This is a genomic window from Cryobacterium shii (assembly GCF_004402595.1).
Taxonomy (GTDB): Bacteria; Actinomycetota; Actinomycetes; order Actinomycetales; family Microbacteriaceae; genus Cryobacterium; species Cryobacterium shii.
Map to the genome: position 1 here is coordinate 1 of NZ_SOFY01000025.1, position 17,615 is coordinate 17,615.

Below are 17,615 nucleotides of genomic sequence, written 5' to 3' on the forward strand. Positions count from 1 at the left end.
CACTATGTGGTTCTCGATGTACGGTCGAGAACAACGCCCTCACCGGCTCATAAACGGGTGAGGGCTCTATAACTGAAAAATATAGAATCGATTCATCGAGAGGTGTTTCGGCGGCTATAGCGAGAGGGAAACGCCCGGTCACATTCCGAACCCGGAAGCTAAGACTCTCTGCGCCGATGGTACTGCAGGGGGGACCCTGTGGGAGAGTAGGACACCGCCGGACTTAACTTGGTAACACACAGAATGGCCACCCTCAGGGGTGGCCATTCTGCGTTAACCCACACACCCCGCACCACCGTGCTCGTGCGCGGTATCAACGAGGGAAGGCCACCCTCAGGGGTGGCCTTCCCTCGTTGACGTCCGGGTGAGAGTGCCCGTTCCGGTCGAGAGTGACCGTGCTACCGGGCACTCTCGACCGGAACAGGCACACTCCGGGCGGCCCGGGTGCCTCCGGGGCCGGCCCGGCCCGGGAGGGGGCGCCGTCGCGGCGCACCCTGTGCCCGCCGGCGCACGGTAAATCCTGCGCCCGCGAGCACAACCTGCGCCCCGACAACGACAACGGGGGAGGGACGGCGCCCGGCCGGCCTCGGCGCGCAAGACCACGGCCACCGGGACCAGAATGTCTTCGTGGGGGAGCCTGCTCGTGAAGTCGCGGCTACGCCGCCGCTGCCGCCTGCGCCACATCCGTCTGCCAGGTGCACGCAGAGGGCTGCCGGCATGCGAACCATCCGGCGAGAGTGCCCATTCCGGTCGAGAGTGACCGCGCTACCGGCCACTCTCGACCGGAACAGGCACAGCCGTTGGGCCCTGGGGGAGAGTGTCTCGTTGCGCAGACCGGGGTGGGAAGGACAGCGCCGGACCTGAGTCAGTCACAACAACCAATACGGCCACCTCTCGGGGTGGCCAATTGGCGTTAAGTTACGATTGAAGAGTCTGTCGAAATGACAGGCACAATTACACAGGAGACACAGTGAGCCCCACAGGATCGCACGATAACGAATCACGCGACGGCGGACGCGACGAACGTCGCTCCGGCGGTTACCAGGGCCGGTCGGATCGACCGCGGCAGGACGGCGATCGTCCTCCGTACCGGGGGAACTCCGAGCGCCCCACCGGTGGTGGCGAGCGTGCCCCCTACCGTGGGAACTCCGATCGTCCGCAGCGTGATGGTGAGCGTCCTCCTTACCGTGGTAACTCCGACCGCCCGTCCGCGGGCGGCTACCGTGGCAACTCCGAGCGCCCCACCGGTGGCGGCGAGCGTGCCCCCTACCGTGGGAACTCCGATCGTCCGCAGCGTNGAAACCCGCGCTACGAGAACGGTGATCCGCGGGATCCCAACGGCAGCCTGGGCGGGCGCTTACACACGTGATCTGGCGGGCAGCCGGGCCGTCAGGGCACCGGAGGCGCCAGCGTCGGAGGTCCCTGGCACAGTCGTCGACGTGGATGAATCACGAAAGACCACAGATCCAGTCCTCAGGGCGCACTTCGAAGCGATTCGCCAGGACCACGAGAACGTCCTGCGCCGCACCGCCGAGTACGATGCCCTGGTCGCTGAGGCTCGTCGGTTCGAGAAAGCCATCCGGCGTGCCGGGACGAGAGCACGGCGAGCGAACGGCAGTACGTGACATTCAGCGGGCGACGGCGAGTGGCCGGACTCAGCGCTGCGGGAAGTTGTGCGGCAGAGTGCTGAGCACCGGCTGCAGGCGCTCCAGGCGGTCGCGCTCCAGGATCAGGGCGGCGAACTCGCGCGAGCGACGCACGGCCGCCACCCCGGCCAGGAACAACTCGGGCGGCACCGGGGGGAGGGGTGAGACAAAGGGAGCTGCCTCGGCGGCCAGGCTCTCGGCCAGGCGCACCCGGGTCGGGGGCGTCAGTTTCGCCGCCTGGTCCAGAAATTGAGCGATGCGGCGGGACAGGCGGTCGGGCAGCCGGATGATGTCGACCGTCTGCGCCCAGGTCTCGAGTTCCTCCGGCAGCCCGTGCACGGCGACCCGAAGCGTTGGCACTCGCTCGTGCTGGCTGTAGGTGCCGGCCAGGAGGTCACCCAGACGCTTCGACTTGCCGTTCAGCAGTGCCGTCGTGGCGGCCAGGCCGCCGAAGGTGAGGTAGATCTCGATCACGCCGAGCAGTGCGCGGATGAAGGCGTGCCGCAACTGGACTGCGCCGCCGTCGTCTCGCACGATCCGCGCCCCGATGGCGAGTTTGCCCAGGGATCGCCCGCCGGAGAGTGTTTCGACGGTCATCGGCACAACCAGGATGGAGAACACCAGCCCCACGATGCCGAGAGCCCGCACGAGCGCATCGTCGAGGGCCTGACCGGCCAGGATCGAGACGATGTAGGCCATCGCGAGGAAGAGCAGCAGGTACGCGACCCAATCGATGATCGTGCCCGCTGCCCGCAGGATGACGCTGGCCGGCCGCACGTCGAGCGCGACGGCCTCCCCCGTGAGGAGTTCATACTCGCTCAGCGGATACTCGCCGTGATCGGCCACATTAGCGGACTGCGCCATGTCTACTATTAGAACAGATGGACCTTGACGCGTATTCAGCGGCGCACCGCGCCGAATGGGGCCGCCTGGCCGAACTCGGCTCGCAGCGGCGGCTGTCCGGCGCGCAATCCGACGAGCTGATCGAGCGTTATCAGGCGGGTGCGACGCAGCTCTCCTTCATCAAGACCACCACCGGGTCGACCGTGCAGGGCGACCGTCTTTCCGTGGCGCTGTCCCGGGCCCGGTTGAGGTTCACCGGCGCCAGCGCCAGCGTGGTCTCCCAGATTCCGCGGTTCTTCGTGCTGCAGCTGCCGGCGGCCCTCTATCGCCTGCGCTGGCTGACCCTGGCGGTGGCGTTGGTCACGGTCGTGGTGGCCGGCCTCTACGCGATGTGGGTATCCGGGGACCCGCAGGTACTCGCCAACATCGGCTCCGACGCGCAGCTCCAAAAACTCGTCAACGAAGACTTCGTCAACTACTACTCCGAGAACCCGGCGGCATCCTTCACCGGCCAGGTCTGGACCAACAACGCGTGGATCGCCGCCCAGTGCATCGCCTTCGGCATCCTCGGCGTGTACGTGCCTTACATCGTGCTGCAGAACGCGCAGAACGTGGGGATCACGGCAGCCGTCATGTTCGCCTACGGCAAGGGCGACGTGTTCTTCCTCTACATCGCCCCGCACGGCATGCTCGAACTGACCGCCATCTTCGTGGCCGCCGCCGGAGGGCTCCGCATTTTCTGGGCCTGGATCGCCCCGGGCCCCCGCACCCGCGGCCAGGCCCTGGCCGAAGACGCGCGCGCACTGTCCACGGTGGCGATCGGTCTGATGTTCGTCCTGCTGGTCTCCGGGGTGATCGAGGGTTTCGTCACCCCGGCACCCTGGCCCTGGCCGGTCAAGATAGGCATCGGGGCTGCTGCCCTGCTGGCGTTCCTGGCCTACATGCTGGTGCTCGGCGGCCGCGCGGTGCGGGCGGGGGAGACCGGCGACCTGGCCGAATTCGAGGCCGGCAGCACTCGGATCTACGCGGCGTAGCCCTGCAGATCACCAGCCGCGGCCCGTGGCCCGAGCGCCCGCGGCCCGCGACTCAGAGGCGGCCGGCCGACTTCAAGGCGATGTACCGGTCGGCCAGGTCCGGCGGCAGATCGGCGGGCGCCCCGGTGACGACGTCCGCGCCCTGCTGACGGATGGCGGCCGACACCCGGGCCACGTCCAGCAGGGCCCGTTCGGCCGCCGCCGCCCGGTAGATCTCCTCGCGGTTGCCGCGTTCGCGGGTGGCCTGCAGGGTGGTGGGGTCGGTGACGGATGCCACGACGACGGTGTGGTGCCGGGTCAGCTGCGGCAGCATGGAGAGCAGCGCACTCGAGGCGCCGGCCGCATCGATCGAGGTGATCAGCACCACCAGTGCTCGCTGGGTGGTGACCTGGCGCACCTGGCCGGGCACCGAGGACCAGTCGGTCTCGATCAGCTCGGGTTCGATCATGGCCATCGTGTCGACCATGCGGGAGAGCAGCTCCGCTCCCTGCGCGCCCTGCACCCGCCCACGGGTGCGGCGGTCGTAGGCGATGAAGTCGACGCGGTCGCCGGCCTTCGATGCCAGTGCGGCGAGCAGCAGCGACGCCTCGAAGGCCGTGTCGAGGCGGGGCTCGTCGTCCACCCGCGCCGCCGAGGTGCGGCCGCTGTCGACGACGATGACGACCCGGCGGTCCCGTTCGGGCCGCCAGGTGCGCACCATGGTGTCGCCGCGCCTGGCCGTGGCCCGCCAGTCGATGGAGCGCACGTCGTCGCCCCGAACGTACTCGCGCAGGGAATCGAATTCGGTGCCCTGACCGCGCACCAGCAGGCTGGTGCGCCCGTCGAGTTCCTTGAGCCGGGTGATCCGCGAGGGCAGGTGTTTGCGCGCGTTGAAGGGCGGCAGAACCCGGATGCGCCCCGGCGCCAGCAGCGTCGCCTGCCGCGCCCACAGCCCGAGTGGCCCGGATGAGCGCACGGTCACCTGCTCCACCCTCCGCTCGCCGCGCCGAATCGGGGTCAACGTCAGCGACGCCAGGCGTCGTTCCCCGCGCGGCACGGTCAGCGGGGTGCGGTTGTTCCCGGCGCCGGCGGAGGGCTGCCAGGCATCCCGCAGCACCAGTCTCAGGTCCCGGGTACCGGTGTTGCTCAGGTACAGGTCGCTCGTCACGGACTCGCCCAGGCGCACCCGGGCGGGCAGGTTCCTGGCCAGGCCGATCGCGCGGGGCGACCCGGCGAGCGACAGGTCGAGGATGCCGAGGGCCAGCACGGTCAGCAGCCACAGCCCGAGCACGGCCGCCGCGGTGCCGGGCGTTCGCCCGAGCAGCACGATCGGCACGACGCCGAGGGCGACGAGGGCGACGAACCGGCCGGTGAGCGTCACGTTAGATCGGGACCTGCACCTGAGCGAGCACCGCGCGCAGGATCGCGTCCACCGACACGCCTTCGAGTTCGGCTTCGGGCCGCAGCTGCAACCGGTGCCGCCAGACCGGCAGCACCATGGCCTGCACGTGGTCGGGGGTGATCGAGTCGTACCCGCTCAGCCAGGCCCAGGCCTTCGCCGACGCGAGCAACGCCGTCGTGCCGCGCGGGCTGACCCCGAGCTTCACCGACGGGCTGCGCCGGGTGGCCCGGGCCAGGTCGACGATGTAGCCGAGCACGTCCGCGCTGGCGCCCACGGATGCCGCCGCCGCCTGCGCCGCCCTCAGCTCGTCCGGGCCGAGCACGGCGGTCACCCCGGCTCCGGCCAGGTCGCGCGGGTTGAAGCCGGTCGCGTGCCGCCGCAGCACCTCGAACTCCGCGTCGCGCTCCGGGATGTCGAGCACGAGCTTGAGCAGGAATCGGTCCAGCTGCGCCTCCGGCAGCGTGTAGGTGCCTTCGTATTCGATCGGGTTCATTGTCGCCGCGACGATGAATGGATCCGGCAGGGGAAGGGAAACGCCGTCGACGCTGACCTGTCGTTCCTCCATCGCCTCCAGCAGGGCCGATTGGGTCTTCGGCGGGGTGCGGTTGATCTCGTCGGCCAGCAGGATGTTCGTGAACACCGGCCCTTTCCGAAATTCGAACTCGCCGACCCTGGCGTCGTACACGAGCGAACCGGTCACGTCCCCCGGCATCAGGTCGGGGGTGAACTGCACCCGCTTGGTCTCCAGGCTGAGCGCGTGGCTGAGCGAGCGCACGAGGAGGGTCTTGGCGACCCCCGGCACACCCTCCAGCAGCACGTGACCGCGGGCCAGCAGCGCGATGATCAGGCCCGTCACGGCGCCGTCCTGCCCGACGACGGCCTTGCCGACCTCGGTGCGCACCTGGGCGAGCGAGCCTCGCAGGGTATTGACAGCGGTGTGAGTGCTCATGAGTCCATTCTTCCGGGTGGCGGTGGGGTTATCGCTCGGCTGGTCGCCCGCTCGAGCTCCTGGAGGCGGTCGGAGAGGGCGACCAGCTCGGCATCGGTCGCGGGCACGCGGTCGACGAGGACGGACCGCACCTCGCCGCTCGGCCGGTCGGTCACCCGGGCCACGGCCTGGATCACGTCGTCGAGGTTCGCCAGGCGGGACAGCCCGACCTGGCCGGCGAGGCGCTGCACGGCCCCGACCCGCAGCGCGTCGAGAGCACGCAGGCGGGCGCCGCTGCGGGCGTACAGGCGGGCCCGGCCCTCCATCGTTTCGCTGGCACGCACGGTGACCGGCAGATTCTCGGCGACGAGGGGACCGAACCTCCTCCCGCGCCAGATCATCGCGGCCAGAGTGACGAAGACGAGGATCACCAGGGTGGGGGTGACCCAGCCTGGCGTCAGCTCGCCGAGCGAGGGGGGCCCGGTCCGCTCCACGTCCGCGATCGTCGGCAGGTACCAGACGACCTCGTCACCGGCTCCGAGCAGGTTGAGCGCGAGGGCCGCGTTTCCGGCGAGGGCGATCCGGTCGTTGCTGAACAATGAATCGTCCGCCACCAGAGTCAGGGTCCGACCAGATGCGACGCGTTCGACCACGGAGAACGCGCCGGTTGCCGAGGTGAAGCAGCCGGTCAGACCGGCCGAACCGGCCGGGAAGGTGAGTGTGCGCTCGCCGGGGGGCAGGGTCCCCGCTTTCACCGCGGCCGGCACGGAGCATCCGGCCGGCGCAGCCTTCTTGTCGGCGACGCCGCCGAAACCCACCTCGGGGGCGAGCGTCTGCAGCAGCAGGAAATCCGGGCCGGCGACCACGGTGCGCGGTGCCAGGCCGGCCATGGCGGTGAGCCGGTCGGCGGTGAGGAGTCCGCCCTCGTCGAAGAAGAAGACGGTCGGGTTCTCGGCCCGCCCGGCCGCGGTGCGCGCCTCGGCGAGGGTGTCGGCCACCGTCACGGACACGCCCTCGTGCTGCAGAACTTCGACCAGGGCCCGGCCGCCGGGCTGGGCGGCGCTGTCTGCGGCGAGGGGAGGCTTGCCCGCGCTGGTGCCGCCGGCGAGGAGCGTGGCGACGATCGCGACGAGAAGGGCCCCCGCCCCGGCCAGAACCCAGAACCGCACCCTGCGACCGGTGGCGCGCAGGGTCGGCGTGAGGGCGATCGCGTTCTCGGTCGACGGGCCGGCCGCAGAGACCGGGGTGACCGTCGCCGGCGCAGCCGCCTGCACGGTGGCTCCCCGGGGCGCGGGCGTCATGCGAGGGCCGACGGGGCGGGATCTTCGCGGCGTGCGGGCCGAGCGGAGCGGAGGTCGGCCTCGAGTGCGGCCAGCGCGAGGAAACGGGCCTCCGTGCCGACCACCCCGAGATAGCGCACCCCGTCGAAGGTCTCGGCGGCCTCGGCCAGCCTGACCGTCTCCGCGGGGAACGCCTCGGCCGCCCGGGCGGCGAACGAGTGCGCGGTGGTGCCGGGCAGGGCGACCAGGATCGTGCGCTCGGACAGCTCACGCGCCAGCGCGCGGAACATCTCCGCACTGGCCAGGCTCCAGTCCCGGTGGGAGGCCGCGGCGAGAGCCGCTCGGCGCAGGTCCGCGGCGGACCGGCGGTCGTCGACCCCGAACAGGTCGGCCGGAAGGCGGCTGCGCCGGTTCAGCCGGGGCAGCCCGAAAATGAGCAGCGCCGGCACGACGATGGCCGCCAGCACCACCGTGACGATGAGCGGAATCCAGCCGGCGAGGCCATCACCGGACGGTGCGGTGAGTGAACCGAACCAGTCGAGCACGGCCGAGGACACCCGGTCGAACCAGGTCGGCCGGGCCGCCTGGTAGGGGGCCTTGGCGAGTTCTTCCCGCAGCCACCGCTGCGCCTCGGGTGCGTCCGGATCGACCGGAATCGTTCCCCGCACCATCGTTTCGAGCCCCCAGTCGATCATGCCCGCACGGTCTCCGGCCCTGAAACCGCCGGAGTCGGCACCAGGTAGGGGTCAGGCACGTCGCTGCCGGGGACCGATTCGACGAAGCGCGCCAGTTCGAGGTCGAGGCCTTCCTTGCGCATCCGCAGGTCGATGTAGATCAGGGCGGTCGTGGCCGACTGCACCACCGACACCACGGCGCCGAGCACCAATGCGACGAAGATGATCAGCACGTACAGGATGACCGAGGGCAGGTAGGCGTCCAGGGCCGCGTTCGGGTCGACGAGAGACACGGCGACGCCGAACAGAAGCGACAGCGGTGTCGACACCACCTGGGCCACGATGTTGACGATGGCGGCAACCAGGAACTGAACGCCCAGGGTGCGCCAGAAGTAGCCCTGGGTGAGCGACCAGGATCGACGCACGGCCGCCCCGATGCCCAGGCGCTCGAGCACGATCAGGCTCGGCACGAGCGAGGTCCTCGTGAACAGCCAGGCGCCGAGGGAGAGGAGCGCGAGCGAGCCGAGGATGCCGCTGACCACGGCCAGCGCCACCCACCCTCCGCCGATCATGACGAAGGCCGCCACTGCGCCCGCCACCACGCCGATCCCCACGATCAAGCCGGCGCTGAGCAGGCAGGTCCAGAGCGCCAAAGGCCACAGGCGGCGTCCCGCCGAGCGCCACAGCGCCCCGAGCCGGAGTTTCTCGCCGAGCGTGGCCCGGGCCACCTCGACCACGATGACGCCCTGCAGCAGGGCGGACGCGAGCACGGACAGGGCCAGCGGCACGAGCGCCGAGAGCACGATCGTCAGGGTGGCGCCGGCCTCGACCTGGGCGCGGTCCTCGATCGGGGCGCTGGCGACGCGGTCGAGCGCGAAGAAGGTGACGAGCCCGACCACGACGAGCGTGATGAGGGTGATGGCGCCCTGCACGAGCAGGGCGCTGCCGAAGGTGGCCTTCGGGTTGCGCCGGAGAACCTGGAACGGCGCCCAGAGCAGGGTGCCGAAGCCGAGCGGTCGCAGCGGGATCAGTCCCGGACGCGGCGGCGGGGTCCACGCGCCGGTCGGAGGCTGTGCGCCGAAGGCAGGAGCAGGGCGCCCGTCATCGTTCGGGGAGTGCCAGTTCTGCGGGTCCGTCACGGATCCTATGCTGGCATACCTCGGCCCTGAATAAGGATGTTGAGCGGTCACACGGCACACTCGACTACTCTTAGCCCAGAGATTGACTGACTCACCGGGGTATTTTGGGTGACTGAGTGGAAAACGGTTTGATGAACGCACGTATTTTGGTCGTCGATGACGACACCGCACTGGCAGAGATGATCGGCATCGTGCTCAACGCCGAGGGGTTCGACCCGGTCTTCTGCGCGGACGGCTCCCTCGCGCTGGAGGCATTCCGCGCCGCCAAACCGGATCTCGTGCTGCTGGACCTGATGCTGCCGGGCCTGGACGGAATCGAGGTGTGCAGCCTCATCCGTGCCGAGTCCGGAACGCCCATCATCATGCTCACCGCTCGAACGGACACGACCGACGTCGTCAAAGGCCTCGAATCCGGCGCGGACGACTACATGGTGAAACCGTTCAACCCCAAGGAACTCGTCGCCCGCATCCGGACGCGCCTGCGGCCGGTCTCGACGGACACGATTTCCAGCCTGCAGATCGGGGACCTGGTCGTCGACGCCGCCGGGCACGAGGTGCGGCGGGGCGATCGCCAGATCAACCTCACGCCGCTCGAGTTCGACCTGCTCCTCGCGCTCGCCTCCAAGCCGCAGCAGGTCTTCACCCGCGAGATGCTGCTCGAGCAGGTCTGGGGTTACCACTACAAGGCGGATACCCGCCTGGTGAATGTGCACGTCCAGCGTCTGCGGGCCAAGGTCGAAGACGACCCGGACAACCCCCGCATCGTGATGACGGTGCGCGGCGTCGGCTACCGGGCCGGCGTGGCCGGGTAGGTTTTTCGTGGTCGTTCGCACCGGAGCCGCCCGCTTCACCTGGCGGGACTGGCGGGACTGGCGGGACTGGCGGGACTGGCGGGACTGGCCCGCCCGGATCGCCGCGACCTGGCGCTCGTCCCTGCAATTCCGCACGGTGACCATCACTGTGGCACTGTCGGGCATGGCGATCGGCGTGGTCGGGGTCTACGTGTCCGTCAGCGTGGGCAACGACCTCTTCCAATCCCGTCTCAGCCAGGTCCTGGTCGATTCGAGCCGGGCGACCGCCGCCGCGCAGGGCATCTTCGACGCCTCCGACGCCGCGGACCGGGTGGAGGTGCAGGCACTGGTCGGTTCCGCCCGCACCCTGATCACCGCGGCGTCCTCGAGCCAGCTGATCGCCATCTTCCGCGTGCCCGGGCAGGACGCCTCGACCGTGGCTCCCCAGGATTCCTCCTCCTTCGGCGATTCGAACGGAGTCATCACGAGCGATCTCCGCTCCTCCGTGCAGGACAACGCCGGGGAACAGTTCTGGCAGTCGGTGACGCTCGCGACGGATGACGGCGGGCAGGCCCCGGGGATCGTCGTCGGGTCGCAGATCGCGGTCCCGGTCGCCGGCCGGTACGAGCTCTACATCGGCTACAGCCTGGCCGACGCCGAGTCGACGCTGCTCTTCGTGCAGCGCACCCTCGGCGTGGCGGGCCTGATCCTGATCCTGCTGATCGGCGGGGTGACCTGGATCGTCGTGCGCTTCGTGGTGACGCCCATCCGCGTTGCGGCCGCCACCAGCCAGAGGCTCGCCTCCGGTGACCTCGGCGTCCGGATCCCGGAGAAGGGGGAGGACGTCATCGCGACCCTTGCCCGGTCGTTCAACGGGATGGCGGACAGCATGCAGAGCCAGATCAAGGAGCTTGCGGACCTCTCCGAGGTGCAGCAGCGCTTCGTGTCCGACGTCTCCCATGAACTCCGCACCCCGCTGACCACCATCCGGCTGGCCGGCGACGTGCTCTACGACCAGCGGTCCACCTTCCCGCCGGCCATCGAACGCACTGCCGAACTCCTGCACACCCAGGTCGAACGGTTCGAACTGCTGCTGAGCGACCTGCTCGAGATCAGCAAGTACGACGCGGGCTCCGTGCAGCTGGAGACCGAGCCGACCAACCTGGTGCACCTCGCCGAGGACGCCATCGACGGTCTGCGATCCCTGGGTGAGTCGAAGGGCACCGATCTCATGCTGGTCGCGCCGGGCGGGCATCTGGACGCCGAGGTCGACCCCCGCCGCATCCGTCGGATCATGCACAACCTGATCGGCAACGCGATCGAGCACGGGGAGGGCCGGCCCATCATCGTGTCCGTCGACAGCAACGAAAGCGCCGTGGCGCTGTCCGTGCGTGACTACGGGATGGGCATGAGCCCGGCCGAGATGGCTCACGTCTTCGACCGGTTCTGGCGCGCCGACCCGTCCCGCAAGCGCACCATCGGCGGCACGGGTCTCGGCCTGTCCATCTCCCTCGAGGACGCGGTCGTACACGGCGGCTGGCTGCAGGTCTGGTCCCGGCCGGGTGAAGGGTCCTGTTTCCGGCTGACCCTGCCCCGACTGGCGAACGGCGAGTTGTCGACGTCGCCGAGCCCGCTGCCGCCGGACGATGCCGGGGCGGCGAGTCCCGCCGCCGTCCTCCGCGGAACGGAGGAGAACGATGCATGACCGCACCCGATTCCTGGGCGCACTGGCCGTGTGCGCGCTGCTGCTGACCGGATGCTCCGGCATCCCGAGCGAGGGCGGGGTACGAGCCGGCCAGGCCGCGCAGCCCGGCTCCACGCCGGCGCCCGTCTTCCTGCCGTCCCGGCCGCAGAAGGACGCCAGCCCCGAAGGGATCCTGCGCGGCTTCATCGACGCCGCCACCAGCCCGGAGAACGACTACGCGATCGCCCGGGAGTTCCTGGCGCCGAACTACAGCGGCGCGTGGGAGCCAGACACCGGTGTGACCATCGACGACGGAACCGGCCGCAGCATCGTCGCGGTGGGAGACACCCAGCAGATGCAGTTCTCGGTCAACCCGGTCGCCGAGGTCGACGCGGCCGGTGAGTACCGCGAGATGGAGTCCTCCGCGGCGGTCTCCCTTCGCTACCAGTTCGTGCAGGTCGGCGGGCAGTGGCGGATCAGCGCGGCACCGAACGGCACGGTGATCGACCGGAACATCTTCGGTGACGTGTTCACCTCCCAGGCCCTCTACTTCTTCGACCCGGGCTACGCCTATCTGGTGCCCGACCTGCGCTGGTACCCGCGCGGGGCGGCCACCCTGACGAAGATCGTCAACGGCCTGCTCGGCGGACCCAGTCCATGGCTCAGCAAGGCCGTCTCGACGGCTTTCCCGGACGGCACCAAGCTCACAGCGGATGCCGTTCAGGTCGTCGCGCGGGACGCCAAGGTCGACCTCAACAGCGAAGCCCTCAACGCCGACCGGGTCACCCTGCAGCGGATGGAGGCCCAGCTCCGCGCCAGCCTGCCGCCCGGGCTGACCGTGAGCATCACCATCAACCGCAACTCGCAGGAGATCGGCGACCTGGGCGCCAGCGCCCCGGCCCTGAACCCCCGCGTCGACGCCCGGGCGCTGATCCTCCGGGAGGGGGAATTCGGCTTCCTCGCCGCGACCGGCAAGGCCATCACGTCCATCCCAGGCCTATCGGAGACGGTCGTTTCCCTGAACCCGACCGCCGTCGTGCTCTCGCCGGGCCAGACGATGGCGGCTGTCCTGGCCGCCGGGGGCGTGTACGGGGTGCGGGTCGGCGACGACCCCGTACTGCTCGACCCGCGTGCGGGCCTGATCCCGCCCGCGGTGGACAACTTCGGGTTCGTCTGGTCCGTGCCGTCGAGCCGGCCGGGGGAGCTGTTCGTGTACGGGCTGAACGGGGACGCCGTCGCCGTGCCGACGCCCTGGTCGGAAGCCTCGGCGATCCAGTCGCTGCGGGTGTCGCGGGACGGCACCCGGCTGATCGCTCTCCTCCGGAACGGGACGGACACGCGGTTCGTCGTCGTGGCGATCACCCGGGAGAAGAACATGCCGGTCTCCCTCGGCGACGCGGTGCAGCTGGCCTCCGAGGCCGGTGTCCCCGTCGACGCAACCTGGATCGACGAGCTCACGGTGGCCTACCTGAACCGGTTGTCGAGCGGAGAGGAACGGATCGTGACCCAGCAGCTCGGCGGCGTCAGCGCCCGCCTCGAGTCCGCGCCGGACAGCACCGGGATCGTCGGCAGCAACAGCCTGCGCGACCTCCGGGCGATCTCGTCCACCGGGGGGCTCCTGGTGCAACGCGGGGTCGGCTGGCAGGAACGCCTCGGCGGTCTGACCCTCCTGGCCACCCAGCAGGGCATCGGCGGGTAGCTCCTCCACCGCCGCGCGGTGCCCCCGGCCCGCACAGGTCGGGGCCGCCGGACGCGCTCCGACGCGCCGGGGCGCACGCTGGCCGGATGAGGAGACCGGATCAAGCGGTGCGGGCCGCCCTCGACGCGTGGGCCGTGGTCATGCCCACCGTCTGCAGCGGCTGCGACGCCCCGGACCGCGCCCTGTGCCCCGCCTGCCGCCAGGCGTTGCTCCCGGCCGTGCATTCCTCCGAACGGCTGGGAGTGAGCATGTGGTCCGCCCTCGACTACACCGGAGTGCCCCGGCGCGTGCTGGGCGCCTTCAAGGACGGTGGGCGAACGGATGCCGCCGGCGCGCTCGCGGTGCCGCTGCGGGCGGCCATCGTCGCCGCCCTCGCCGCCCAACCGGAGCCGGGCATCCATCTGGTCACCATTCCCTCGTCCCGGGGCGCGTGGCGCAGCCGGGGCTACCACCCGGTGGAGTTGCTGCTGAGGCGGGCCGGGCTGCGCGCCAGCGGGGTGCTCAGGCCCTCCGCGGAGACGGTCGACCAGGTGGGTCTCGGCATCGAGGCCCGACGCCGCAACCGGGCCGGGTCGCTGACCGCCAGGCGGCCGCTCGGCGGTTTTCGGTGCCTGATCGTCGACGATATCCTGACCACCGGCGCCACCGTCCTCGAGGCGCGACGCGCCGTGCTGGATGCCGGCGGGCAGGTGGTCGGAGTGGCAACAGTGGCGGAAACACGGCGTCGTCATCCGGTCACCGGAGGTTCATCTGAAACTCGTTGACAAAAGCTGTGACTTATCCGGCGCACCGGGCTACGGTAATCATAAAGGCGCGTAATAATCGCCCAGATATGGGCGGTTCGCCAGATCTGGAGGTCGTCATGGAAACAAACATCGTGGGACGAAACCTGGGGATCACCGATCGTTTTCGGGAGTATGCCACCGAGAAGGCCGAGAAGGTCGCCGGCCTCGCGGACAAGGCCCTGGCTCTTGAAATCAAGCTGAGTCGGCACCGTGAGAAGAACGGGTCCACCGGAAATGACCGGGTCGAGTTGACCCTGATCGGCAAGGGTCCGATCGTTCGGGCCGAGGCGGACGGTTCCGACAAGTACGCCGCCTTCGACGTCGCGCTGGGCCGGTTGCTCGAGCGCGTGCGCCGGGCGAAGGACCGCCAGAAGGTGCACCGCGGCGGAGCCCACCGGCCGATCTCGCTGCACGACGCGGCATCCGTCGACTTCAGCGTCGTCGACATCAAGCCGGCCGACGCCGAGACCCTCGAGCGCGTGCGCACCGGGGCGATCAACATCGTCACCGATGAGGAAGCCGCGGCACCGGCAGAGGAGCCGGCCGAGGTCTACAGCCCGGTCGTCATCCGCCGCAAGGTGTTCGCCGCGTCCCCGATGACCGTCGACGATGCCCTGTACTTCATGGAACTCGTCGGGCACGACTTCTACCTGTTCCAGGACGCCGAGACGAAGCGCCCCAGCGTCGTCTACCGACGCAAGGGCTGGGACTACGGCGTCATCGAACTGGACGAGAACGCCGAAGAGGGCGGAGCGGCCGTGCAGTCGGCCGGATAACGCAGCCTCTGACCAACTAGCCTTGTTATAGTTGCCGAATATCGGTCGCTGCAAGCGTCCGACGACGACGACAGGCGTGTGCACACGCCGTGACGACTAGTGGAGTGCATTTCGTGGCCTCAATCCTGGAAAAGGTTCTTCGTGTTGGTGAAGGGCGCGTGCTGCGTCGCCTCGAGCAGTACGCGAAGGCCATCAACGCGCTCGAAGAAGACTTTGGCCACCTCACCGATGAGGAACTGAAGAACGAGACCGTGTTGCTGCGAGAGCGCTACTCGGGCGGTGAGTCGCTGGACGACTTGCTGCCCGAGGCGTTCGCGGCCGTGCGCGAAGCCTCCACCCGCACCCTCGGCCTGCGTCACTTCGACGTGCAGCTGATGGGCGGGGCCGCCCTGCACCTGGGCAACATTGCCGAGATGAAGACGGGTGAGGGCAAGACGCTGGTCGCCACGACCGCCGCCTACCTGAACGCCATCACCAGCCGCGGCGTGCACATCATCACGGTCAACGACTACCTCGCCAGCTACCAGAGCGAGCTGATGGGCCGCGTGTTCCGGGCCCTGGGCATGACCACCGGCTGCATCCTCTCCGGGCAGACGCCGGCCCAGCGCCACGACCAGTACCTCGCGGACATCACCTACGGCACGAACAACGAGTTCGGCTTCGACTACCTCCGGGACAACATGGCCTGGCAGGCATCCGACATGGTGCAGCGCGGGCACTACTACGCCATCGTCGACGAGGTCGACTCGATCCTGATCGACGAGGCGCGGACGCCGCTGATCATCTCCGGTCCGGCATCCGGCGAAGCGAACCGCTGGTTCACCGAGTTCGCCAGCCTGTCCAACCGGCTCATTCCCGACGTCGACTTCGAGGTCGACGAGAAGAAGCGCACCGTGGGCGTGCTGGAATCGGGCATCGAGAAGGTCGAGGACTACCTCGGCATCGACAACCTCTACGAGTCCGCGAACACCCCCCTGATCTCGTTCCTGAACAACGCCATCAAGGCCAACGCCCTGTTCAAGAAGGACAAGGACTACGTCGTGATGAACGGCGAGGTGCTCATCGTCGACGAGCACACCGGCCGCATCCTGATGGGCCGTCGGTACAACGAGGGCATCCACCAGGCCATCGAGGCCAAGGAGGGTGTGGCCGTCAAGGCAGAAAACCAGACCCTGGCCACGGTGACCCTGCAGAACTACTTCCGGCTCTACTCGAAGCTGTCCGGGATGACCGGTACGGCCGAGACCGAAGCCGCCGAGTTCATGAGCACGTACAAGCTCGGCGTGGTCTCCATCCCCACGAACAAGCCGATGAAGCGCATCGACCAGGCCGACCTCGTCTACAAGAACGAGGAAGCCAAATTCGGCCAGGTCGTCGAGGACATCGTCGCCCGGCACGAGAAGGGGCAGCCGGTCCTGGTCGGCACGACCAGCGTGGAGAAGAGCGAGTACCTGTCGCGGCTGCTGGCCAAGAAGGGCGTGCGCCACGAGGTCCTGAACGCCAAGAACCACGCCCGTGAGGCCGCGATCGTCGCGCAGGCCGGGCGTCTCGGTTCGGTCACCGTCGCCACCAACATGGCCGGTCGAGGAACCGACGTCATGCTCGGTGGCAACGCCGAGTTCCTCGCCGTCGCCGAGATGAACGCGAAGGGCCTGAGCCCGGTCGAGACGCCGGACGAGTACGAGACGGCCTGGGACGATGTGTTCGCGGGCGTCAAGGCCAAGGTCACCGAAGAGGCCGACAAGGTCGTCGAGGCCGGTGGCCTCTACGTGCTCGGTACGGAACGCCACGAGTCGCGCCGCATCGACAACCAGCTCCGTGGCCGCAGCGGCCGTCAGGGCGACCCCGGCGAGAGCCGCTTCTATCTGTCGCTCACCGACGACCTGATGCGCCTGTTCAACGCGGGTGCCGCCGAGAGCCTGATGGGTCGCCAGGGGATCCCCGACGACATGGCGATCGAGTCCAAGGTCGTCAGCCGCGCCATCCGCTCGGCGCAGTCGCAGGTTGAAGGCCGCAACGCGGAAATCCGCAAGAACGTGCTCAAGTACGACGACGTGCTGAACCGCCAGCGTGAGGCGATCTACGGGGACCGCCGCCACATCCTGGAGGGTGACGACCTGCACGAACGCACGCAGCGCTTCCTCGAGGACGTCATCGACGAGGTGCTCGACGTGCACACCGGCGACGGCAACGGCGATGACTGGGACTTCGACGCCCTCTGGACCGAACTCAAAACCCTGTACCCGGTGGGACTGACCATCGACGAGGTCGTCGCCGAGGCCGGGAACCGCGGCAAGATCAACCGCGACTTCATGCGACGCGAAATCATCTCGGACGCCAAGCTGGCCTACCAGCGCCGGGAAGAGTCCCTCGGTTCACCGGCGATGCGCGAACTCGAGCGTCGCGTGGTGCTGTCGGTCATCGACCGCCGGTGGCGCGAACACCTCTACGAGATGGACTACCTCAAGGACGGCATCGGCCTGCGCGCCATGGCCCAGCGCGACCCGCTGGTGGAATACCAGCGCGAGGGCTTCGCGATGTTCCAGCAGATGATGGGCCAAATCCGCGAGGAGACCGTCGGCTTCCTCTTCAACCTCGAGGTCGAGGTCAGCCAGGCCCCCGGTGCCGTGGCCAGCCCCGTCGTCGCGGCCAAGGGGCTCGCCCCGGCCGACGCCGCTGAGGAGAAGCTCAGCTTCACCGCCCCGAGCGACTCGGGCGGAGTCGAGGTGCGCGACCAGCGCGGCCAGATCCAGCAGGCGGCCACGGACCGTGCCCGCCGGGCCGGCGCCGCCACCCCCGCCGCCGACGAGACGGATGCCGCCCCGGCGCCCGCCCAGCGCGGCGCGTTCGGCCAGCGCGACACCTCCGACCCGGCGCCCGTCAACCGCGCCGAACGACGGTCCCAGGGCAAGAAGTAGCACCCGCCGGGTCGTGGAAGAACGCCCTCGTCCCTGC

13 protein-coding genes and 1 rRNA gene are annotated in these 17,615 nt (G+C 69.4%); 8 read left to right on the forward strand and 6 right to left on the reverse strand.

The window, feature by feature from the left end:
• Positions 1-106 precede the first annotated feature (106 nt).
• Positions 107-223, forward strand: a 5S ribosomal RNA gene (gene rrf / locus E3O49_RS05780).
• Positions 224-1,655: 1,432 nt separating this feature from the next.
• Here the strand turns inward: rrf and E3O49_RS05785 are convergent.
• On the reverse strand, positions 1,656-2,510 hold the full coding sequence (locus tag E3O49_RS05785; RefSeq protein ID WP_134451146.1) for an RDD family protein: 855 nt from the start codon (positions 2,508-2,510) through the stop codon (positions 1,656-1,658).
• A 17-nt stretch (positions 2,511-2,527) separates the two neighbouring features.
• Here E3O49_RS05785 and E3O49_RS05790 point away from each other — a divergent pair, with 17 nt between their 5' ends.
• Positions 2,528-3,523 (forward strand): stage II sporulation protein M, encoded by a 996-nt coding sequence (locus tag E3O49_RS05790; RefSeq protein ID WP_134366897.1) that lies wholly within the window; start codon positions 2,528-2,530, stop codon positions 3,521-3,523.
• Between the two features lie 52 nt (positions 3,524-3,575).
• Here the strand turns inward: E3O49_RS05790 and E3O49_RS05795 are convergent, their stop codons facing one another.
• From E3O49_RS05795 to E3O49_RS05815, 5 genes are read right to left on the reverse strand one after another with little or no spacing between them, the layout of a single operon-like run.
• Positions 3,576-4,883 (reverse strand): DUF58 domain-containing protein, encoded by a 1,308-nt coding sequence (locus tag E3O49_RS05795; protein WP_134366898.1) that lies wholly within the window; start codon positions 4,881-4,883, stop codon positions 3,576-3,578.
• A gap of 1 nt (position 4,884) precedes the next feature.
• Entirely contained in the window at positions 4,885-5,853 is a 969-nt protein-coding gene (locus tag E3O49_RS05800) for an AAA family ATPase (protein ID WP_134451147.1), read from the reverse strand.
• A complete protein-coding gene (locus E3O49_RS16500) occupies positions 5,850-7,133 on the reverse strand; it encodes a DUF4350 domain-containing protein (RefSeq protein ID WP_134410315.1) in 1,284 nt (427 codons plus the stop codon). Before E3O49_RS16500 ends, E3O49_RS05800 begins: the two co-directional genes overlap by 4 nt.
• Positions 7,130-7,807, reverse strand: coding sequence for a DUF4129 domain-containing protein (locus E3O49_RS05810; RefSeq protein WP_134366900.1), 678 nt, complete (start codon positions 7,805-7,807; stop codon positions 7,130-7,132). The genes E3O49_RS16500 and E3O49_RS05810 overlap by 4 nt, the downstream gene beginning before the upstream one ends.
• Positions 7,804-8,925, reverse strand: a complete 1,122-nt coding sequence (locus E3O49_RS05815; protein ID WP_134402931.1) for a hypothetical protein — start codon at positions 8,923-8,925, stop codon at positions 7,804-7,806. Before E3O49_RS05815 ends, E3O49_RS05810 begins: the two co-directional genes overlap by 4 nt.
• A 131-nt stretch (positions 8,926-9,056) precedes the next feature.
• Between E3O49_RS05815 and mtrA the strand changes: the two genes are divergently transcribed.
• From mtrA to secA, 6 genes are all read left to right on the forward strand, one after another.
• The gene (mtrA, locus tag E3O49_RS05820) at positions 9,057-9,737 is read left to right on the forward strand and encodes an MtrAB system response regulator MtrA (protein ID WP_134366902.1); all 681 of its coding nucleotides are present in this window, start codon (positions 9,057-9,059) and stop codon (positions 9,735-9,737) included.
• Positions 9,738-9,744: 7 nt separating this feature from the next.
• Positions 9,745-11,421, forward strand: a complete 1,677-nt coding sequence (gene mtrB, locus E3O49_RS05825; protein ID WP_244285257.1) for an MtrAB system histidine kinase MtrB — start codon at positions 9,745-9,747, stop codon at positions 11,419-11,421.
• Entirely contained in the window at positions 11,414-13,099 is a 1,686-nt protein-coding gene (locus E3O49_RS05830; protein ID WP_134366903.1) for an LpqB family beta-propeller domain-containing protein, read from the forward strand. Before mtrB ends, E3O49_RS05830 begins: the two co-directional genes overlap by 8 nt.
• 86 nt (positions 13,100-13,185) lie before the next feature.
• Positions 13,186-13,863: a ComF family protein gene (locus E3O49_RS05835; RefSeq protein WP_134366904.1), complete on the forward strand. Its 678-nt coding sequence runs from the start codon at positions 13,186-13,188 to the stop codon at positions 13,861-13,863.
• Positions 13,864-13,961: 98 nt separating this feature from the next.
• Positions 13,962-14,660, forward strand: coding sequence for a ribosome hibernation-promoting factor, HPF/YfiA family (gene hpf, locus E3O49_RS05840; RefSeq protein WP_134366905.1), 699 nt, complete (start codon positions 13,962-13,964; stop codon positions 14,658-14,660).
• A 113-nt stretch (positions 14,661-14,773) separates the two neighbouring features.
• Positions 14,774-17,578, forward strand: a complete 2,805-nt coding sequence (secA, locus tag E3O49_RS05845; protein ID WP_134402932.1) for a preprotein translocase subunit SecA — start codon at positions 14,774-14,776, stop codon at positions 17,576-17,578.
• Positions 17,579-17,615: the final 37 nt, after the last annotated feature.